Genomic DNA, 18,323 nt, shown 5'->3' on the forward strand with positions numbered 1-18,323 from the left:
CAGTTCCGAAAATATAATTTAGTTGGCTTTTCTATAACTTCAATTGAAACCAACCATGAATATGTATATCAAAAGAATAGCACTCTCCTCGCTGTTGTTAGGCTTTTTCTGCTTAACCGTTCAGGCCCAATACTTACAGGATGTTCTCCGTTTTTCGCAACCCGAGCAAGGTGCGACCGCCCGGTTCAAAGGGCTGGGAAATGCTCAAAATGCGCTTGGCGGCGATCTGAGTTCCATCTCCGGCAACCCTGCTGGCCTGGGCTTTTTCGGACAGTCGGACATCAGCATCTCCTTTGATTATGCCAACGACTTAAACAGGGCGAATTATTTCGGCACAAACAGCCGGTACAATGTAGACAAATTGGGCTTCAACCAAATCGGTGCTGTTTTCCATATGCCGGCGCGCCGGGCAAGGGGTACCAACCTCACCTCCGGTTGGCTGAACTTCAACATTGGTATCGCGTATAACAAGACCAATAATTTCAACTCCACCGTTGGCTTCACGGGCGTCAACTTCGAAAACAGCATCGCCGATTTTATGGCGTACGAGGCGTACGACGAATCCAATGCCTATGGTAATTTCGGCTGGGACGCGGGTATGGTTGACCAACGCGCTACCAATAACGGGTATGATTATGTACCCATGACCATGCTGGACAACGTACAAACCTTAACTAATCGGGAAACCGGTTTTCAGTCGGAGACCAACGTTTCCTTCGGCGCCAACTACGCAAACAGGTTTTACATCGGTGGTAGTGTAGGCTTCACCCGCGTCAACCACGACGTCAATTACCTGTTCCTGGAAGACGGGTTTATGCAAGATTACGGATATATCCACAGTATGAACCCCGGTTCACGGTTTGTAGATCCGAACAATGACGATTACGAGGCCTACAATCCACTATTGGGGTCCGAGTATGAGTTTGACAATGAATACTGGTCTACAACCACGGGAAATGGATTTAAGGCAAAACTCGGTGTCATCTTCCGGCCGGTCGATTACCTTCAGATCGGTGTGTCGGCCACTACCCCAACCTGGTACCGGCTCACCAACGACTACGAGGACTACTTCGGCATCACGAATTACCTGACTGATGGTTCCGTAGAGGATTTCCCAAGTGAAGGCGAGCCGAGTTATTACGACTACAACCTTCGTACGCCATACCGCATCAACGGTGGAATCGCGGGGATATTCGGCCAGGGGCTTATCAGCGCTGATATCGAGTACGTAGATTACGCCAGTATGCAATTTTCCTCCGTCAATTCAACTACAGACAATTTTATGAATACCGATATCCGGAATGCCTATACAAGCGCTGTCAACGTCCGGGTCGGCGGCGAGTACCTGATCGCGCCTTCCTTCCTGTTACGGGCGGGTTTTGGCCACAACGGCAGCCCCTACAGCGACGTTGACCTGACGACCCAGACGGTTTCCGGCGGGCTTGGATACCGGCTGGACAACGTCTACATCGATCTGGCCTATCAGAATTTTACGCAGAAATACGGCTGGCAGACATACCTGTTGGATGATGCTGCGGGAGATTACAGCCCCGTAGCTGATATCACCAATTCACGCAACAGTTTATTTCTTACCGTGGGTTTTAAATTTTAAGACGCCCGGAAGATCGATAATAGAAAAGGGCTGCCTGAACATGTTCAGGCAGCCCTTTTCTATTCGTTATTGAGCTAAGCCTTGTTCACAAAGGCACGAAGCATCCAGTTCTGCTTTTCATTGAATTGCATGAACGCATTGATCATGTCGTTGGTGCCTTCGTCCTCCGCCTCCGAGGTAATTTCCAACAGGTCGCGCTGCATGGCAATGAGTGCCTCCAGATCATCTATTATGGCCTTCACCATGTCGATATCATTCATTCCGATGGTATTCGCCTCCTGGATCTCCGCATGCTCCACATAGTCTCTGAACGTGCTGTACGGCGACTTCCCCAGCGTGAGGATACGCTCGGCCAACTCGTCAATGGTCGTCAGCGCATTGGTATACAGCTCCTCAAATTTAGCATGCAGGGTAAAGAAATGATTGCCCCGCACATTCCAGTGGCACCCCCTCAATTTCTGATAGTGGATATGGTAGTTGGCAAGGAGGTCATTGAGGTGATCAACTACAGGTCGCAATTTCTTTTCCTCTAAACTGATTGATTTTGGGTTCATGATACTTAAATTTATGTTCGTTGATAAAACACCCCATTGTACGAAATGTTTCCGGCAGCGCTATATCGTACGCTTCTTTCTGACAAAAAGATTATAGTTTTCATGTTTCTCGACATATATCGCCTCCCCGATATCGATGAACCCATCGAGCGCGACAGCATCGTACCACCGTCCATCGATTTCCACCTTGCCCGACGGGCGGAGCACCGTCTTCGCAATACCTTCCTTTTCGACCATGGACACATCCTTTACCGACGAGGTATAGCCCTCTGCCGAGCGTTGTTCATCCTGCAGCACCAGCCGTTTGAACGCCCGTGTCCGGAGCAGGCTTTTGCCAAAGATTACCATGATCACCGTAGCACCGATCATGGATGCGGTGACCAACAAAAACGAATTGAATAACATACCTGGTTCACCGATTGAAAAATTGAAATAGTCATTGATCACCATGCTGAACGCCAGTCCGCAGATCACACAAGCGATGCCCAATATGCCGGCTACGCCGAAGCCTGGAATAACAAACAGTTCCAGTGCAATCAGCATCAGGCCGACGATAAACAGTGCGATCTCCCAGTTGTCGGCAAGCCCTTGGATGTATAAAGGCGCGAAAAACAGTACCGCCGCAATAGCCGCCACCACCAACGCAAATCCGATTCCCGGCGTCTGCAGTTCAAAATAGATCCCGCCCATGATCAGCAAAATCAGCACACCGCTGACCGCAGGGTTAATCAGGAATGCAATAATCCGGTCGATGGCCGTCACCTGATGCTGGGTCAGCTGAGGTTCAGTTATCCCCTCCGCTGCCAATACGTCAGCGATAGATGAGGCTTCGGCCTCCGCCAGGTTAATCTTTACGGCTTCCGACGAGGTGAGCGTGAGTACTTTCCCAGGCGGTTTGAGGTTAGGCACATCCACGTCCCCATCCACGAATGCTTCAGCCACCCGCGGATCACGCCCCTTGGCTTCCGCTGTGGCGCGCATCAGGCCCCGCATATACGACTGATGTTTTTCGGGCAGCACCTGCCCACTTTGGTCCACCACGCTGGCCGCTCCGATACTTGACCCCTTGCTCATGTAAATACGATCTGACGCCAGGGAAATCAGCGCACCGGCCGAGGCAGCATTGTGATTGATAAATACCACGGTTTCCAGCGGAGAGTCCAGTATCCGGACGCGTATGGAGTCCGCAAAGTTAACCATCCCACCAAAGGTATTCATTTCCATGAGCACCAGGTCCACGTTCCGCTTCTCCGCCTCGGCATACGCATTTTTTACGGTCCGCCAGGCATTCGGCCCGATGTCCTCCTTCAGGTCGAAGCGATAGACGTGCTGTGCCCGCACCTCCACCGCGCTGGCCAATATACCGATCAAGCATGCCAGGCATGCCAGCAGTTTCCTTCGGATTTTTTCACCCATATCAGTCAAAGCTTATATTTTTGGAGCCAATGGATAAATATACGCTAAAAACAGTATTCCGAAAAAGTTTTTTACGACTTATTTGGCGCATAGAGGTAGACACTGCCTCCGGCTTGCTTGCCGTTGAAACACGGGAAGACCGCACAGGCAACCCGTCATTCTCCGCGTTGGACTACCGCACAGGAACATCCTGCATCCATGAAATACCGTATGCCGACCGGAATTGGACACTGGCAGGCATTGCAGACGGCAAACTCGTCGTCAAGGCTTTCGGACAAAACAGTCCGGAAAGTGCAGGTATAGCGTGCATCGACGCGCACAACGGCGAGGTGGTCTGGGAGCAGCACAGCTATGTTTTACTTGCGCTCCAGGGCAGTCAGCTTATCGTACGCCACCGGAATTATGCGGGCGGCTTCGAGCAGCGGCTCGACCTGCACACCGGAGATTTAACACAAATTAACAATTCGGCAGATAAACCTGCGGGTCCGGAAATTGTCTTACCCAAGCGGCACATTGCGGATCCTCCGGTCTTTTTGCAACGTTACCGGATACATGGCGATGTCTTCCAATGTACTGTCGGGTTGAATGAGGTGTGGGCATTTCACGAGCGCGAGCACCAAACGTATCAGGTAAGAATGGTTATATCAAACGGCTTAAGCGTCCTGGACGACAACGTGGTGATGGAGGGGTTGACCAAGATGGCACCCGAGCTATTCTTCGCGATTGCCGACCAGCTTTTCTTAATTGGCGATACTAAACGGGAAATTGTATCGTATTTAGTATAATTGCAACTAAATTGTACCATGAACATTAGCAATAACACCTATTTATACCGCACACTTTTCTTAGCCGTCCTGGTCGGGGGTAGCGGCTTATCGCTGAAAGCTGCATCGGCACCCGTAGATTCCATTGGCGTCAAGTACGAGGACGGCAAAAAAATCATCATCCACCAGTTGGAGGCCAAAGAGACCTATTACGGTTTAAGCCGCCAGTACCGCGTGCCTGTCAGGACCATCATATCCGCCAATGGCAACAAAGCGTTGAAAGTTGGTGACACCGTACGGATTCCGGCGGAAACCGCTGACGCGTCGGGCGCAGCAGCCCAAGGCACCGCAGATCCGGGCACCGGCACGCACCGTGGGCAGCCGGCATCACCTGCCGCCCTTGCGGAGGGTGAATTTACCCAATACAAGGTTGGACGAGGCGAAACTTTATTTACCATTTCCAAGCGGTTTGTCATTTCGGTAGCCAGCATCAAGCGCGCAAATGGACTTACCGACGACAGCCTGAAGGCGGGTACGATATTGAAAATACCGCATAAAGAATTGCCTCCGCCGGCCCCCACCGCCAATGATATCATCGTCACCGATACCGCAGCAGATGCGGACACCGAGACCGTCGACATCCCGACCAACAGGTACGGGATCCGGGAGATGACCGAAAAAGGCATCGGCGTATGGATTGACGACCTCAACCAGGGCTCGGGGAGCATGCTGGCCCTGCACCGTACGGCACCCATCGGTACCGTCATCAAGATTACCAACCCCATGACCAGCCGCACGGCGCTGATCAAAGTGGTCGGCAAGTTTGCCGATACGGCCGAAACGAAAGACGCCATCATTGTCGTTTCAAAATCGGCAGCATCGCTCATCGGCGTCCTTGATAGGCGGTTCCAGGTGGAAATATCGTATGGTGCCCCGGTCGATGGCAACTAAGCGCCCCTATGTAGCCGGTATCGCCGGAAGCAGCGGGTCCGGAAAAACATTTTTCCTCAACTGCTTCCTCAACCATTTTGCTGCACACGAGGTCGCTTTGATCTCACAGGATGACTATTACATTCCTGCCAACACCAAAACGCAGGAAGAAAACAAGCTTTACAATTTCGACCTGCCGACGGCGATCGACCGGGAGGCGTTTTACCGGGATATCGACTCGCTGTTTAGTGGACATACCATATATCGCGAGGAATATACGTTCAACAATCCCGCCATCAAGCCCCGAATACGCGAAACCAGGCCCGCCCCGATCCTCATCGTCGAGGGCCTTTTCATATTCTACTACGAAGAGGTCAATGCCCTGTTAGACCACCGCATCTTCCTTCATGCCGATGAAGAGGTGGCGCTGCAAAGGCGGCTGAGCAGGGATTTACTGGAGCGCGGGTATAACGGCGATGATGTACGGTATAAATGGGTAAACCACGTGATGCCTGCTTACCACCGATACCTGTTGCCGTTCCGCGATCAATGCGACCGTGTCATCATGAATAACACGGATGACCCGCAACCCATCATCGCCGTCACGAATGAAATATCCGCGGAACTGCGGCGCAACGCCCTATAGACCCTATAGTTGCATTTCCGGCACATCGCCGCGCGTCGAAAACCTGCCGGCCGTTGCATTGCGTATTTCGTCGACACTGACCCCCGGCGCGCGTTCGAGCAGGCAGAAACCACCGTTTTCGGCGTCCACTTCAAAAACCGCCATTTCGGTGACGACCTTCCGGATACACCGTACACCCGTCAGCGGCAGCGTGCAGGCAGGCAGCAGCTTGCTTTCCCCTGCCCTATTTACCTGCTGCATGGCTACGATAATGTTTTTCGCCGATGCCACTAAGTCCATGGCGCCGCCCATGCCTTTGACAAGCTTACCCGGTATCTTCCAGTTGGCGATATCGCCGTACTCGGAAACCTCCATGGCGCCAAGGATGGTCAGGTCCACCTTCTGCGCCCTGATCATTCCAAAACTCATCGCCGAGTCAAAAACGGCAGATCCGGGCAGCATGGTGATCGTCTGTTTCCCCGCATTGATCAGGTCGGGGTCTTCCTCGCCTTCGTACGGGAAGGGGCCCATGCCCAGCAGTCCGTTTTCCGACTGGAGCACCACGCTGATGTCGTCAGGGATGTAGTTGGCCACCAGCGTGGGAATACCTATCCCCAGGTTAACGTAGTATCCGTCCTTTATTTCTTTCGCAATCCGCTTAGCGATTCCGTTTTTGTCTAGCATGTTGTCGTTGATGTTAGTTAGCCCTCACCGTCCGCTGTTCGATCCGTTTCTCATAGTCTGTTCCCCGGAAAATCCGGTGCACATAAATACCCGGCGTATGGATATGGTCGGGGTCCAGCTCGCCCACCTCCACCAGCTCTTCCACTTCCGCGATGGTGATCTTCCCTGCCATGGCCATAATCGGGTTGAAGTTGCGCGCCGTCCTGCGATAGATAAGGTTGCCCGCGGTGTCGCCCCGCCACGCTTTCACAATGGCAAAATCGGCTTCAAACGCCATTTCCATCAGGTAATCCTTGCCGCCGAAGTTGCGTACCTCCTTTCCCTCAGCCACTTCGGTGCCCACGCCCGCGGGTGTGAAGATGGCCGGCATGCCATATCCCGCCGCGAGGCAACGTGTGGCAAGCGTACCCTGCGGAATCAGCTCCACATCCAATTCGCCGCTGAGCAGCTGTCGCTCAAATTCAGCGTTTTCGCCCACATAAGAAGCGATCATTTTCTTCACCTGCCGCTTGCGCAGCATCAACCCGATGCCGAAGTCGTCTACGCCCGCATTATTTGATATGCACGTAAGGCCGGTGATTCCCTGTTTGACGATTTCATTGATGCAGTTTTCCGGAATGCCGCACAGACCGAAACCGCCAAGCATCAAGGTCATGCCATCGGTCATACCGGCAATAGCTTCCTGCGCATTGTTTACTACTTTGTTTATCATAAAATGCTTATATCTGGTGATTCCCTGCTTATCAGGACGTCGACAAGATACAAAAGTTGGAAGAACGGTGCAAATCAATGGCACCGGCCATAAAATTTTTCACGCTTAACTGGAATTTATCTAAATAAAGATTAAATTTGCAGCGACATGTGCGAAGGACTCCAATATTTCATTGAAGAACAGCTACCCACGGGGCTGGTCTGCCCTACCGATCCCGAAAACTACAAGGGGATAAATCCCTACCGTGAGGGTTGTGGCTGCGACTTCAAAAAATGCTGCAAGAAATATAAGCGCGGCAAACAGTGCAAAAAATGCCCAAAGCGGTAGCCGCGCGGTCACTCTACAAAATCCAAATCCCTATTGAAGCTTTCCTTCAGCCGGCTGATGGCAAACATGGCAATGCCTGTGAGCAGGAAGATCATGATATAGGCGGCCGTGATGATGTCTGAGCGCCGGACAAAAAATTCAAACAACAGGGTTGAGGGTATCAATGCGCCTCTGACGAAGTTGGGGGCTGTGGTTGTCACGGTGGCCCGGAGGTTAGTGCCGAATTGTTCAGAAGCAATGGTTACGAACGTTGCCCAATAACCGATGGCAATCCCCATAAAAAATGCGATCCAGTGAAACCGCTGCTCGGTGAGGCCTTCACTACTGAGGTACCACACCGATGTAGCGATAATCAGTAGCTGAAACAGGAACACGGCCAACCTTCTCGACTTGGTCACCTGCGCGAACAAGCCGGCAAGCACATCCCCGATGGAGAGGCCGAGGTACGTAAACAGGATCCCCTTGCCCGCACTCAGCGTTACCGGCGCGCCCAGTGCTCTACCGAATTCCGGCGCCTGGGTTACCAATATGCCCACCACAAACCAAATGGGAAGTCCAATCAACAGGCACCACACATACCGTGTGAAGCGTGCCTTGTCCGTAAACAGCATACTCAGCTTTCCCTTTTCAACCTGTTTGCCCGTCATCTCCCTGAACATGCCCGACTCAAACGTACCCACGCGGAGCAGCAGCAACAGCAAGCCCATTGCCCCGCCGGCGAAGTATGCGTTGCGCCAATCGAATACTTCAGAAACATAGTAGGCCGCCACGGCCCCGAGTACCCCCACGGACGCCACGATCATGGTACCGTAGCCGCGTTTGTTTTTGCTCATGGTCTCGCTCACCAGGGTGATGCCAGCACCGAGCTCACCGGCCAGGCCGATACCCGCAATAAAGCGGATCAACGCATAGGAATGAATGTCTTGCACAAAGCCATTCGCGATATTGGCCAGCGAATACAGCAAGATGGAGCCAAACAGCACTTTGATGCGGCCAATCCTGTCGCCCAGCACGCCCCAGAGCAATCCCCCGAGCAGCAAGCCGCCCATCTGCATGTTAAGCACATACTCACCGTCCGTACGCATCTCCGCCTCGGGGATGCCGATGTCATGAAAACTCTGCACCCGTACAATGGAAAAAATCACCAGGTCATAAATATCTACGAAATAACCCAGTGCGGCGACAATGACCAGCAACCAGGCATTTTTGGTGTTGGAAAGGTTCTCCTTGGCCATGGCTTTTCAAATTAACGCGCTAAAATAAAATTTTAATCGCAATGCCAGACTATTTTCCTATTTTCAAGATATTTGGCTACCTTAGTAACGCCTAATGCTCATCATCTGGCAACTGAAAAACGTGACCATTAAGACATTGATATTGCAAGGGGAAGGCGAGCGGCTCGATTTCAAAAACAAAATCAGCAACTGCAAAAAGATCGCCAAGACGTTGGTTGCTTTTGCCAACAACAAAGGCGGTACGCTGCTGGTGGGGGTTGCAGACAACGGTCATATCAAAGGCATAAAAAACGAAGATGAAGAACGCTATATGCTTCAGCGTGCCGGCCACCTGTATTGCCGGCCCGCCATCGATCTCCATTTCGAAGAAGTCTATGTGGATGACAAGCTGGTGTTGGTGGCCGAAGTGGCCGAAAGCGACACCAAGCCACATTATGCCCTCGGCGACGACCAGAAGTGGTGGGTATATATACGGGTGAAGGACAAAAGTGTGCTCGCCGGGAAAGTGGTGGTAGACGTGCTCCACCGCGACAACGAACCGCAGGGTGTGTTTATCAACTATACCGACAAGGAAAAAGCACTGCTGGAATACGTGCATGCCCACCCCAGGCCTCAGCTTCCTGAACTGTGCAAGCACCTGCGTCTTTCCAGGCGCAAGACACAGCGCATCCTGGTCGACCTGATCGTCGCCGGCGTCCTCGAAGTACACAGCGGATCACAGGAAGAATATTATACGGAAAAGTCCGGTTAGTTACCTTTGTTTCCTATATTTGCCGGATAACCAGTATCGAATGATCATGAAAAAAACCATGTTACACATTGGTGCCGGCCTACTGTTTCTGACGGCATGCAACGGCGGCAATGACGAAACCGAAGAGGTCGACCAGCTACGTGAAGAGGCCATAGCGATCCACGATGAAATCATGCCCCAGATCAGTGTTTTTGACCGCAATACCATCAAGATAGACTCGTTGTTGGTCCACCTTCCCCAAATCAAGGAAGCCAACCCAGACATCGACACCGCGCAGACCCGCACCGAGCTTACCGCGCTGAAGAGCCGATTGGAAAAGGCTACCGATGCAATGATGGACTGGATGACCGAATTTGAGGTAGATCCGCAGGACAAATCGACCGGCGAAGCCAAGGAATACTACGAGGGCGAAGTAAGAAAAGTAAAAGAAATGCGGCAGCTTTTCGACGAAGTCAGCAAGGAGAGCGCCGATAAACTGGCACAATTCTGACCGGCATGCGCATCCCGATCCATTTACTGCTTGGCGCCTTTCTGCTCATATCCATTGCCGCATGTACCGGCGGCACCCAGAAGACGCTTCCTATATTAGGGGCACGCGAGCCGGTAACCAAAGACGTCGACGGCCAAACCGTCACGGATACGGTGTATCATCGCATCCCCGATTTCCAGCTGCTCAACCAAGACAGCGTGCTGATTACCAACCGCACGTTTGACAACAGTGTCTACATCGCCAATTTCTTCTTCACCCACTGCCCCAGCATCTGCCCCACCATGCAGCGCAACCTGCTGAAGGTATACGAGCAATACAAGGGCGATGAGCGTGTGCGTTTCTTGTCACACAGCATCGATTTCCGCCATGACTCGCCCGCCGTGCTCAAGGCATATGCCGAAAAACTGGGCGTCACCAATGACCAATGGCAGTTCGTGACCGGCAGCAAAGCCGACATCTATAGCTTGGCAGATGCCTACATGGTTTACACCAAAGAAGACAGCAACGCGCCCGGCGGATACGACCATTCGGGCTACTTCCTGCTGGTCGACCACGACAAGCACATCCGCGGAGCCTATGACGGCACGGACGACGCGCAGTTGCAGCTTTTATTTGATGAATTGGAGATCCTGCTGAGCGAGTACAAGTGACACGCAACACTTGCCTGTGCATCGGTTGGGCCCTTTTGGCCGTGTACCTGATGGTCCAGTCCTGCCAGGGGGAGCAGGCCATCCGTACAGCGCAATACGCGGTAAACGGGCAGAAGCTCTATGTTGCGCACTGCCAAAACTGCCACGGCGCAAAAGGCGAAGGCCTGGGCGACCTTTATCCGCCGCTTACGGACAGTACGTTTTTGATCGATCACCGCGAGCAGCTCGCCTGCATGATCAGCAACGGCCTATCCGGCCCCATTAAGGTCGACGGACGGCATTTTGATACGGCAATGCCCGCAAACCCCCATCTTGCGCCGATAGAAATTGCTTACCTACTCACCTATATCGGCAATTCGTTCGGCAACGAGCAGGGCATCTTCACCCTAGAGGAGGTGCAACGGTCGTTGGCCGACTGCGGGCGCTGAGCGGCGTCAGGCTACCAGCTCGTCATATAGCCGCTGAAGCGCTTCAGCGGCATCTCCGCACAGCCCCGGGTGTACAGGTGAGGTCTGAATCACGGCGCTCCGTTTGGCGGTCAGCCACCGGAAGCGCTCCGCTATCGGCAGCAGGGCGATGGGCCCACCGCCCGCTGTTCCCTTACAGATTGCTTCGAACGCCTGGAGGTATGCTTCCAGTTCATCCAGATCACATACAGCCCCAAAAGCCTGCATCCTCGCCATATCCAGTTCGTAGCGCATGGACAAGAACCGTTGCCCGCGGCAATACAACACCACACCGATGTTGAGAAACTCCTCCCGCTCTACCCTGGGCACCAGGCGGATCACCGCGTACTCAAACAATTCTTTTCCTTGCATCTTGCGCTCCGTTAACAAAACTACCCGATGCAGCTACCCGCATTTCAAGGAATTGGGCATACACCTCCCGCGCATCTTCAGGAGTTACTCCCTGCTGGCCCGCCAGCCATTCGTCCGGCACAAGCTGTACAATCTGCCGGATGACAGCAGGCGTCAGCTTCGGCCCCAGTTCGGCGTCAGCGTCTGCCAGTTCAGCTGCCCACGGCAACAGCACATGGTCTTTCACCTGCGGGAAAGGCTTGGCCGCCTGCTCCTGCCAGTTGTCCCAGGAATGATGAAAATACAGGCACGCCCCGTGGTCGATAAGCCATAGCTCCTTATGCCACATCAGCATATTCGTGTTTCTCGCTGTCCGGTCTACATTGGTCAGCAGGCAATCCAGCCACACGATGCGCGAGGCCAGCGACGCATCCAGCCGGGTCACCACCGGGTCAAACGTCAGCGCACCCGACAGGTAATGCAGGGCGAGGTTGAGCCCCGTGCTCGCCCGCAGCAAATCCTGTATTTCCTCATCCGGCTCGGTGCGGCCAAACGCTTCATCGAGTTGGGCAAATACGATTTCCGGAATCCGGAAACCCAGGGCACGCGCCAGCTCGCCGCCCAGCAGCTCGGCGATCAGCGCCTTTGCCCCCTGGCCTGCCCCCCGAAATTTAAGTGCATACAGGAAGCCGTCATCGGCCTCCGCAATTGCCGGCAGCGACCCGCCTTCCCGCAACGGTGTCACGTATCGGGTCACCTGCACCGTTCGTATCGTCGAATTATCCACGCCCAAACATAGATAACATCGCGCGCACTTGCAAGTTGCAGTTGTTTCCCCAACTAATTATTTATCTTTGCTCCGACATGGATACCTCAAAACAATACGACAATGTTATCAGACATTGTCAACAACTATTCATTAAAAAAACCGCCGATTACGGGACCGCTTGGCGCATCATGCGGCTCTCCTCCATTACCGACCAGCTTTTTATCAAAGCCCAGCGCGTCCGCACGCTGGAAGACACCAAGATATCCATGGTCGGCGAAGGGATCACCGAAGAGTATATCGGTATTGTCAACTACTGCGTCATTGCTATCATACAACTGGAACTCGGTGAGGACGGCAATGAAGATCTTCCAGTAGAAACCGTGAGCCAAAAATACGACCAGGCCGTCCGGGAAACCAAGGAATTGATGTTCGCAAAAAATCACGACTACGGCGAAGCTTGGCGGGATATGCGGCTTACATCGCTCACCGATTTGATCCTGATGAAGATCTTCCGCGTCAAGCAGATTGAGGACAATGCCGGACAAACCCTTGTGTCCGAGGGGGTAAAGGCCAACTATCAGGACATGCTCAACTACGCCGTTTTTGCATTGATTAAACTTGGAATCGCCGACCACTATGAATAGCGCACGCCACTACATACTATGGTTTTGCCGGGTATTCACCGGGCTACTTTTTATCTTCTCCGGACTCATCAAGGCCAACGACCCCACCGGATTTGGGTATAAGCTGGAAGAATATTTTCACGTCTTTGGCACCCATTTTCTCAACGACCACTCGGTAACCATTGCCGTGGTCGTCTGTGGGCTTGAGATCCTGCTCGGCGCCCTTCTCCTGCTGGGCTTTTGGGCGCGCACAGTGGCCTGGGGTCTGCTCCTGTTGATTCTGTTTTTCACCTTCCTGACGTTCTATTCCGCGTTTTTCGAGGTGGTAACGTCCTGTGGTTGTTTCGGCGATGCCATCCCGCTCACGCCATGGCAGTCATTTATCAAAGACCTGATCTTACTGGCATTTATCCTGGTCATTTTTGTCAATCGGAAATACATCGCCCCGCTCATCCACGATGCCTACACCCGGTCCATCATTACCGCGGCACTCGTTGTCGTGTCACTGGGCATCGGCATATACACGGTCAATTTCCTGCCGTTCATTGATTTCCTGCCCTATAAAAAAGGCAACCACCTCCCGTCCCTGATGGCATTGCCCGAAGGCGAGGTCGGGGATCAGTACGATGTAATCTATACCCTCAAACACAAGACCTCGGGAGAAGAGAAAAAAGTATCCGACAAGGTGTACCTTGCCGATGAACTGTGGAAAGACGAAAACTGGGAAATCATCGGGGATCCCGAAAGCAAATTGGTAAAAAAAGGCTATCAGGTACCCATCCCGGATCTCATGATCACCGATGCCAATGGGGAAGACTTCACCCAGCAGCTCATCGAAAACCCGTACTATAACCTGATTGTGGTTGCGTGGGATCTGGAAAAGTCCAATCTCGATGCGCTCAGCAAAATCAACGCACTTGCGAAGCATGCAGCAGAAGCATACAACATCCGATCCGTGTTACTGACGTCGAGCAGCGCAGCGGAAGCCGACCGCATCAGCTCCAGGCTCGACCTGCTGACGGAAGTGTTCTATGCCGATGCCGTGCCACTCAAAAGCATGGTACGGGCCAATCCAGGTGTCTTGTTAATGCAAAACGGCACCGTCGTCGACAAGTGGCATTACAACACACTTCCCGACTTCGATACGCTGGACAAGCAGTATTTCGGCAAGGATTAATAAGATGAGTGACAACAGCAAGCCCGTATTCCTGGTCGGCTTCATGGGCAGCGGCAAGACCACCTGGGGGCGCAAGCTGGCTGCGAAGACTAAACGCCCTTTCATCGACCTCGACGATGAGATCGTCAGCGCTACCGGGATGGCCATTACCGATTATTTTGCGCTCCACGGCGAAGCTGCCTTTAGGGAACTGGAGCGCGACAAACTGAAAAGCCTGTCCTTAGACCGTCATGCTATCGTTTCCACCGGAGGCGGCACCCCCTGTTATTTCGACAACATGGCCTGGATGAACCAAACCGGCACCACGGTTTATCTTTACCTGCCGCCCAAAGCGTTGTGGGACCGGCTTATGCAGACCGACATTGCGGCACGACCGGCACTTCGCGGTCTATCCGGCGACGAATTGCTGGCCTACATCACCACCAAGCTGGAAGAACGCACCCCCTATTACGAGCAGGCGACCCACCAGGTCAACCAGCTATCCCTTCAATTAGCCGATCTGATACGCCTGATCGGTTGATCTTTGCCGAGAAATCGTTATCTTTATGCCAAGTTTGCCTGTTGGTTAAATTCTTTTTTATGAATCAACGATTTACGGTTTTTTTCACTGTTGCCTTTGTTTCTATTTTTTTCGGCTCATGCCTGCACTCCAATATCGGAGGTGCGGATTTCCGGTATTCACCCAACCATATCCAGCTTTCCACGGTAAAAGACTTGTATCGTTTTCTTACCTATGATGAAAAGCGCTATCCCCTGATCAGCGCACACCGCGGCGGTCCCATGCCCGGGTTTCCCGAAAATGCTATTGAAACCTTCGAAAACAGCTTCCGGTACCAGCCCCTCATCATTGAATGTGATGTCCGCATGAGCAAAGACTCGGTGCTGGTGCTGATGCATGACGAAACGCTCGACCGCACCACCACCGGCTCAGGAAAAATCCATGAAACCGATTTCGCCGCGTTGCGGAAAATGCGGCTGAAAGACCCGGAGGGCAAGGCAACCAATTACCGCATACCTACGCTTGATGAGGCATTGAAATGGGGTAAGGGAAAAGTGGTTTTCACCATCGACGTCAAGCGGGGTGTTCCCTACGCTGCGGTGATTGAAGCGATACGCCGCAACAACGCCGCGGCCTACAGCGTGGTGATCACCTACAGCGCCGATGAGGCGGCGGCGGTGCACCAGTTGGCCCCCAATATCATGATCTCAGCATCCATCCGCTCGACCGACGACCTGCTCCGGCTTGGCGACCGCAATGTTCCTGACAACAGGCTTGTTGCTTTTGTGGGTACAAGCGAAGCCTCCCCGCAGCTATACGACCGGCTTCATGGACACGGCATACTATGCATACTGGGCACCATGGGCAACCTCGATAAACAAGCAGCCACACGCGGCGACACTGTTTACGTTGGCCTGGTCGAACGCGGGGCAGACATCCTTTCCACGGACAGGCCGATAGAGGCTGGCAAAGCGCTAAACGCGTACCGCAACAGACACAAGCTGACATCCCCTTTTACGAAATAATCCCTGTATGTCGATCGAAGTAAACCAGCTTTATAAGTCATACGGCGCACAGCCCGCGCTCAACGGCATCTCGTTCACCGCCCGGCCCGGCCGGGTTCTCGGGTTTCTGGGCCCGAACGGTGCGGGCAAGTCTACCACGATGAAGATCCTTTCCGGCAGCATACCGCCTACCTCCGGAGCAGCATCCCTATGCGGTGTACAGATCCAGCATGGCGGCCCCGCGATGCGCCGGCACCTGGGCTATCTCCCTGAAAACAACCCGCTTTACGCCGGTCTTTACGTGCGCGAAGCCCTTGCCTTTCTGGCTGATATACACCGCATACCAAACAGGCAAGCACGTATCGCCGATGTCATCGACATGACCGGTCTTGCACCGATGCAGCACCGCAAAATCAACCAACTGTCCAAAGGCTACCGCCAGCGCGTGGGCCTGGCACAGGCCATCCTGCACGACCCCGACGTCTTGATACTGGACGAGCCCACATCAGGCCTCGACCCTAATCAGCTACAGGACATGCGGTCGCTCATCAAGCAGCTCGGCCGGCAAAAAACCGTCCTGCTCTCCACCCATATCATGCAGGAAGTTGAAGCCATCTGTGATGACGTGGTCATCATTCACCAAGGTAAGATCATTGCCGCCTTCCCCTTTGCCGAACTCGGCTCAAGGTATCCGGATAAAGGTCTGGAGGCACTTTTTATTCGTCTGACCGTCAACAAATAATCACTTTGCCCCTACCCTGATAAACAATATGGCACGTTTTGTGTTTACTTGCATATAGTTAAAACGATATCAATTTAATAATTAAACTTTAAACAGAAGACCATGAAACGTGTATTTCTATTCTCAGCATTGTTTTTAGCGGGAGCATTCGCGGTGAATGCCCAGCAAGTCAACAAGCCACAGACGTCGGCCAACGTGGGTGTAACGCCCATCCAGCAGGGCAATTGGATTGTTGGCGGTAGTTTAGGCAGCTTAGGCTATAGCTTTGAAGGCGAAAACTTTAATATTAGCTTGAATCCCCGCGCCGGTTATTTTATTTCGGATGGTGTCGCTATCGGTTTGTCAGTGATCGGTTCATTGGCCACCGTACCTGACAACGATAATATATGGGGATACGGCGTAGCGCCATTTGTTCGCTATTATTTCCCTGAAGGGGCAAGCTCAACCGGTCGCTTCTTCGCACAGGGTGATGTAGGCATTTCAGGCAGTTCCCCCGGTTCAGGTGCATCACTTGCGTTGGGTGCAAACGTCGGCTATGCACATTTCATCACCAACAGTGTAGCACTTGAAGTTACGGCAGGATACAACTACAGCAAAGCCACCGTTTCCGGAGCAACAGGACAAAGCGGACTGGGCGCAGCCTTAGGCTTCCAGATCTACCTTCCCGGACAGCGTTAATCGCTGCATACAAGTTAGACAAGAGGCTGTCTCAAAAGTAATTTTTGAGGCAGCCTTTTTGTTTCTGCAAGTTTGGTATTCCGGCGTTTTCCACAATATCTCTTATATCCTGTTAGAAGTTTTTGTTTTTACTTTGTTGTATATCAACGGCTTGGTTTGAATCTTTAGGGTATGGCAAGAGGCAAGACAATCCATTGCTTTACCGTTCTTTGAGCAGTTACCGCTAAAGCAAAACACCGTATTCGTGTCCGGGTACACCTGCATACTCGGATTTTTGTCATCGTGGAAGGGACAGCATACCATTCGGTTACGGTTCATACGGATGCCGTAATGCTCCAGTACCGTTACAATGCTTAGCTGCGCCTTAATATCGGGTATGGTCATTGGGCAAGCTTTTTAAGGGTCTGCTTTACTTCCTGCAGAGCGGCTTTATATTCTACCTGCTCCTTTTCTTCTTCGCTGAACTCAATGCGTTCTATCAGCAACAGCCCCGAACGCCATACCACCCGCACCGTATCTCCGATATTAAAGCCTGCTTCCGACAGCCATACCCCGCTCAGGTTGAGCCACGGCACATCCTTGCCGGTAGCCCCGACACAACGGCTCTGACTGGGGCGGTACTTCGCCTGTACCTTGACCTGTTTGTTATTTTTCTTTGCCAGAAGTAAAAATTTTAAAATCCTACAAACTTGCCGTAAAACCACAAGGTGTATGACTTAAACAAACATTCTTGATTTTTATCCTACATTTTTTGTTCCTATCTTTGTAAAAACACAGCTTTTGCTGTATTAAATCCTACAAAAATGACTTTTGGTGAACGTTTGACACAGGTAAGAAAAAGGAAAGGCCTTTCCCAGGCGGATGTGGGAAAGAAGATAGGTATCAACGGGGATGCCTACGGAAGGTACGAGCGCAACGAGGTACGCCCGACAATCGAGATGGCCGTAAAGGTCGCACAGGCACTCGAAGTCTCTTTGGATTATCTAACGGGCAATTCTGATATAGAACTCGACAAGGCCACACTCGACAGGGTGCAGGAAGTGACCAAGCTCTCCGATAAGGACAAGGAATATATTTTCGTGACCCTCGATGCACTCATCAGGGATTTTAAAAATAAACAGGCATACGCTAAATAACAAAAGCCCGGACTGGCCGGGCTTTGCTCTTATTCAAAATCGGGGGGAGTGTAAAACAAACTGTGTCAGGGGTTGAGCATCGGCCCCGCGGGGCCGATGCTCAACCCCTGCTGCTCAAGGCAAATCTAACACCATTCTCCCGGGAAAC

At 52.5% G+C, this 18,323-nt stretch carries 24 protein-coding genes; 15 read left to right on the top strand and 9 right to left on the bottom strand.

The window, feature by feature from the left end; genetic code table 11:
- Window positions 1–55 precede the first annotated feature (55 nt).
- Window positions 56–1,612: an OmpP1/FadL family transporter gene (locus ACFOET_RS01640; protein ID WP_379018892.1), complete on the top strand. Its 1,557-nt coding sequence runs from the start codon at window positions 56–58 to the stop codon at window positions 1,610–1,612.
- Window positions 1,613–1,686: 74 nt separating this feature from the next.
- Here the strand turns inward: ACFOET_RS01640 and ACFOET_RS01645 are convergent, their stop codons facing one another.
- Window positions 1,687–2,166, bottom strand: a complete 480-nt coding sequence (locus tag ACFOET_RS01645; protein WP_379018894.1) for a Dps family protein — start codon at window positions 2,164–2,166, stop codon at window positions 1,687–1,689.
- 60 nt (window positions 2,167–2,226) lie between these two features.
- Window positions 2,227–3,582: an NfeD family protein gene (locus ACFOET_RS01650; protein ID WP_379018896.1), complete on the bottom strand. Its 1,356-nt coding sequence runs from the start codon at window positions 3,580–3,582 to the stop codon at window positions 2,227–2,229.
- 29 nt (window positions 3,583–3,611) lie between these two features.
- On the opposite strand from ACFOET_RS01650, the gene ACFOET_RS01655 reads away from it, so the two are divergent.
- From ACFOET_RS01655 to ACFOET_RS01665, 3 genes are read left to right on the top strand one after another with little or no spacing between them, the layout of a single operon-like run.
- Window positions 3,612–4,367 (top strand): DUF4905 domain-containing protein, encoded by a 756-nt coding sequence (locus tag ACFOET_RS01655; RefSeq protein WP_379018898.1) that lies wholly within the window; start codon window positions 3,612–3,614, stop codon window positions 4,365–4,367.
- A gap of 18 nt (window positions 4,368–4,385) precedes the next feature.
- Entirely contained in the window at window positions 4,386–5,297 is a 912-nt protein-coding gene (locus tag ACFOET_RS01660) for a DPBB and LysM peptidoglycan-binding domain-containing protein (protein WP_379018900.1), read from the top strand.
- Window positions 5,287–5,922 (top strand): uridine kinase family protein, encoded by a 636-nt coding sequence (locus tag ACFOET_RS01665; protein ID WP_379018902.1) that lies wholly within the window; start codon window positions 5,287–5,289, stop codon window positions 5,920–5,922. Before ACFOET_RS01660 ends, ACFOET_RS01665 begins: the two co-directional genes overlap by 11 nt.
- A 3-nt stretch (window positions 5,923–5,925) precedes the next feature.
- On the opposite strand, the gene ACFOET_RS01670 is transcribed toward ACFOET_RS01665, so the two are convergent.
- The 3 genes from ACFOET_RS01670 to ACFOET_RS01680 all read right to left on the bottom strand — a co-directional run bounded on the left by ACFOET_RS01670 (window position 5,926) and on the right by ACFOET_RS01680 (window position 8,859).
- Entirely contained in the window at window positions 5,926–6,585 is a 660-nt protein-coding gene (locus ACFOET_RS01670) for a 3-oxoacid CoA-transferase subunit B (RefSeq protein WP_379018903.1), read from the bottom strand.
- 13 nt (window positions 6,586–6,598) lie between these two features.
- Complete coding sequence (locus ACFOET_RS01675) at window positions 6,599–7,297, bottom strand: CoA transferase subunit A (RefSeq protein ID WP_379018905.1); 699 nt, start codon at window positions 7,295–7,297, stop codon at window positions 6,599–6,601.
- 335 nt (window positions 7,298–7,632) lie between these two features.
- Window positions 7,633–8,859, bottom strand: coding sequence for an MFS transporter (locus ACFOET_RS01680; protein ID WP_379018907.1), 1,227 nt, complete (start codon window positions 8,857–8,859; stop codon window positions 7,633–7,635).
- A gap of 94 nt (window positions 8,860–8,953) precedes the next feature.
- Here ACFOET_RS01680 and ACFOET_RS01685 point away from each other — a divergent pair, with 94 nt between their 5' ends.
- Genes ACFOET_RS01685 through ACFOET_RS01700 form a run of 4 tightly spaced genes read left to right on the top strand, consistent with a single transcriptional unit; the run spans window position 8,954 to window position 11,178 of the window.
- Window positions 8,954–9,610: an AlbA family DNA-binding domain-containing protein gene (locus ACFOET_RS01685; protein WP_379018909.1), complete on the top strand. Its 657-nt coding sequence runs from the start codon at window positions 8,954–8,956 to the stop codon at window positions 9,608–9,610.
- Between the two features lie 46 nt (window positions 9,611–9,656).
- Complete coding sequence (locus tag ACFOET_RS01690) at window positions 9,657–10,100, top strand: transposase (protein ID WP_379018911.1); 444 nt, start codon at window positions 9,657–9,659, stop codon at window positions 10,098–10,100.
- 5 nt (window positions 10,101–10,105) lie between these two features.
- On the top strand, window positions 10,106–10,750 hold the full coding sequence (locus ACFOET_RS01695; RefSeq protein ID WP_379018913.1) for an SCO family protein: 645 nt from the start codon (window positions 10,106–10,108) through the stop codon (window positions 10,748–10,750).
- Window positions 10,747–11,178: a c-type cytochrome gene (locus tag ACFOET_RS01700; protein WP_379018915.1), complete on the top strand. Its 432-nt coding sequence runs from the start codon at window positions 10,747–10,749 to the stop codon at window positions 11,176–11,178. The genes ACFOET_RS01695 and ACFOET_RS01700 overlap by 4 nt, the downstream gene beginning before the upstream one ends.
- 6 nt (window positions 11,179–11,184) lie before the next feature.
- On the opposite strand, the gene ACFOET_RS01705 is transcribed toward ACFOET_RS01700, so the two are convergent.
- Window positions 11,185–11,568 (bottom strand): DUF3037 domain-containing protein, encoded by a 384-nt coding sequence (locus ACFOET_RS01705; RefSeq protein ID WP_379018917.1) that lies wholly within the window; start codon window positions 11,566–11,568, stop codon window positions 11,185–11,187.
- The gene (locus tag ACFOET_RS01710) at window positions 11,546–12,340 is read right to left on the bottom strand and encodes a HipA family kinase (RefSeq protein ID WP_379018919.1); all 795 of its coding nucleotides are present in this window, start codon (window positions 12,338–12,340) and stop codon (window positions 11,546–11,548) included. The genes ACFOET_RS01705 and ACFOET_RS01710 overlap by 23 nt, the downstream gene beginning before the upstream one ends.
- A 71-nt stretch (window positions 12,341–12,411) precedes the next feature.
- Here ACFOET_RS01710 and ACFOET_RS01715 point away from each other — a divergent pair, with 71 nt between their 5' ends.
- From ACFOET_RS01715 to ACFOET_RS01740, 6 genes are all read left to right on the top strand, one after another.
- Window positions 12,412–12,960 (top strand): DUF1599 domain-containing protein, encoded by a 549-nt coding sequence (locus tag ACFOET_RS01715; RefSeq protein WP_379018921.1) that lies wholly within the window; start codon window positions 12,412–12,414, stop codon window positions 12,958–12,960.
- Window positions 12,953–14,116, top strand: a complete 1,164-nt coding sequence (locus ACFOET_RS01720; RefSeq protein ID WP_379018923.1) for a BT_3928 family protein — start codon at window positions 12,953–12,955, stop codon at window positions 14,114–14,116. Before ACFOET_RS01715 ends, ACFOET_RS01720 begins: the two co-directional genes overlap by 8 nt.
- A gap of 4 nt (window positions 14,117–14,120) precedes the next feature.
- Window positions 14,121–14,636: a shikimate kinase gene (locus ACFOET_RS01725; protein ID WP_379018925.1), complete on the top strand. Its 516-nt coding sequence runs from the start codon at window positions 14,121–14,123 to the stop codon at window positions 14,634–14,636.
- 59 nt (window positions 14,637–14,695) lie between these two features.
- Entirely contained in the window at window positions 14,696–15,640 is a 945-nt protein-coding gene (locus tag ACFOET_RS01730; RefSeq protein ID WP_379018927.1) for a glycerophosphodiester phosphodiesterase family protein, read from the top strand.
- A 7-nt stretch (window positions 15,641–15,647) separates the two neighbouring features.
- Entirely contained in the window at window positions 15,648–16,361 is a 714-nt protein-coding gene (locus ACFOET_RS01735; RefSeq protein WP_379018929.1) for an ATP-binding cassette domain-containing protein, read from the top strand.
- Between the two features lie 102 nt (window positions 16,362–16,463).
- Window positions 16,464–17,039 (top strand): hypothetical protein, encoded by a 576-nt coding sequence (locus ACFOET_RS01740; protein ID WP_379018931.1) that lies wholly within the window; start codon window positions 16,464–16,466, stop codon window positions 17,037–17,039.
- A 102-nt stretch (window positions 17,040–17,141) separates the two neighbouring features.
- Here the strand turns inward: ACFOET_RS01740 and ACFOET_RS01745 are convergent, their stop codons facing one another.
- The gene (locus tag ACFOET_RS01745) at window positions 17,142–17,423 is read right to left on the bottom strand and encodes a CHC2 zinc finger domain-containing protein (RefSeq protein ID WP_379018933.1); all 282 of its coding nucleotides are present in this window, start codon (window positions 17,421–17,423) and stop codon (window positions 17,142–17,144) included.
- Window positions 17,420–17,743, bottom strand: a complete 324-nt coding sequence (locus ACFOET_RS01750) for a SymE family type I addiction module toxin (protein WP_379018935.1) — start codon at window positions 17,741–17,743, stop codon at window positions 17,420–17,422. The genes ACFOET_RS01745 and ACFOET_RS01750 overlap by 4 nt, the downstream gene beginning before the upstream one ends.
- A gap of 99 nt (window positions 17,744–17,842) precedes the next feature.
- On the opposite strand from ACFOET_RS01750, the gene ACFOET_RS01755 reads away from it, so the two are divergent.
- Window positions 17,843–18,175 carry a helix-turn-helix domain-containing protein gene (locus ACFOET_RS01755; RefSeq protein ID WP_379018937.1) on the top strand — a complete coding sequence of 111 codons (333 nt, stop codon included), beginning with the start codon at window positions 17,843–17,845 and terminating at the stop codon, window positions 18,173–18,175.
- The last annotated feature ends 148 nt before the right edge of the window (window positions 18,176–18,323 follow it).

It is taken from the genome of Parapedobacter deserti (assembly GCF_042646065.1).
Taxonomy (GTDB): domain Bacteria; phylum Bacteroidota; class Bacteroidia; order Sphingobacteriales; family Sphingobacteriaceae; genus Parapedobacter; species Parapedobacter deserti.

Excerpts from the sequence above, each read along its gene's own strand:
- ACFOET_RS01640 (WP_379018892.1), top strand. The coding sequence starts at position 56 with ATGAATATGTATATCAAAAGAATAGCACTCTCCTCGCTGTTGTTAGGC.
- ACFOET_RS01645 (WP_379018894.1), bottom strand. The coding sequence starts at position 2,166 with ATGAACCCAAAATCAATCAGTTTAGAGGAAAAGAAATTGCGACCTGTA.
- ACFOET_RS01650 (WP_379018896.1), bottom strand. The coding sequence starts at position 3,582 with ATGGGTGAAAAAATCCGAAGGAAACTGCTGGCATGCCTGGCATGCTTG.
- ACFOET_RS01655 (WP_379018898.1), top strand. The coding sequence starts at position 3,612 with ATGGATAAATATACGCTAAAAACAGTATTCCGAAAAAGTTTTTTACGA.
- ACFOET_RS01660 (WP_379018900.1), top strand. The coding sequence starts at position 4,386 with ATGAACATTAGCAATAACACCTATTTATACCGCACACTTTTCTTAGCC.
- ACFOET_RS01665 (WP_379018902.1), top strand. The coding sequence starts at position 5,287 with ATGGCAACTAAGCGCCCCTATGTAGCCGGTATCGCCGGAAGCAGCGGG.
- ACFOET_RS01670 (WP_379018903.1), bottom strand. The coding sequence starts at position 6,585 with ATGCTAGACAAAAACGGAATCGCTAAGCGGATTGCGAAAGAAATAAAG.
- ACFOET_RS01675 (WP_379018905.1), bottom strand. The coding sequence starts at position 7,297 with ATGATAAACAAAGTAGTAAACAATGCGCAGGAAGCTATTGCCGGTATG.
- ACFOET_RS01680 (WP_379018907.1), bottom strand. The coding sequence starts at position 8,859 with ATGGCCAAGGAGAACCTTTCCAACACCAAAAATGCCTGGTTGCTGGTC.
- ACFOET_RS01685 (WP_379018909.1), top strand. The coding sequence starts at position 8,954 with ATGCTCATCATCTGGCAACTGAAAAACGTGACCATTAAGACATTGATA.
- ACFOET_RS01690 (WP_379018911.1), top strand. The coding sequence starts at position 9,657 with ATGAAAAAAACCATGTTACACATTGGTGCCGGCCTACTGTTTCTGACG.
- ACFOET_RS01695 (WP_379018913.1), top strand. The coding sequence starts at position 10,106 with ATGCGCATCCCGATCCATTTACTGCTTGGCGCCTTTCTGCTCATATCC.
- ACFOET_RS01705 (WP_379018917.1), bottom strand. The coding sequence starts at position 11,568 with ATGCAAGGAAAAGAATTGTTTGAGTACGCGGTGATCCGCCTGGTGCCC.
- ACFOET_RS01715 (WP_379018921.1), top strand. The coding sequence starts at position 12,412 with ATGGATACCTCAAAACAATACGACAATGTTATCAGACATTGTCAACAA.
- ACFOET_RS01720 (WP_379018923.1), top strand. The coding sequence starts at position 12,953 with ATGAATAGCGCACGCCACTACATACTATGGTTTTGCCGGGTATTCACC.
- ACFOET_RS01725 (WP_379018925.1), top strand. The coding sequence starts at position 14,121 with ATGAGTGACAACAGCAAGCCCGTATTCCTGGTCGGCTTCATGGGCAGC.
- ACFOET_RS01730 (WP_379018927.1), top strand. The coding sequence starts at position 14,696 with ATGAATCAACGATTTACGGTTTTTTTCACTGTTGCCTTTGTTTCTATT.
- ACFOET_RS01735 (WP_379018929.1), top strand. The coding sequence starts at position 15,648 with ATGTCGATCGAAGTAAACCAGCTTTATAAGTCATACGGCGCACAGCCC.
- ACFOET_RS01740 (WP_379018931.1), top strand. The coding sequence starts at position 16,464 with ATGAAACGTGTATTTCTATTCTCAGCATTGTTTTTAGCGGGAGCATTC.
- ACFOET_RS01745 (WP_379018933.1), bottom strand. The coding sequence starts at position 17,423 with ATGACCATACCCGATATTAAGGCGCAGCTAAGCATTGTAACGGTACTG.
- ACFOET_RS01755 (WP_379018937.1), top strand. The coding sequence starts at position 17,843 with ATGACTTTTGGTGAACGTTTGACACAGGTAAGAAAAAGGAAAGGCCTT.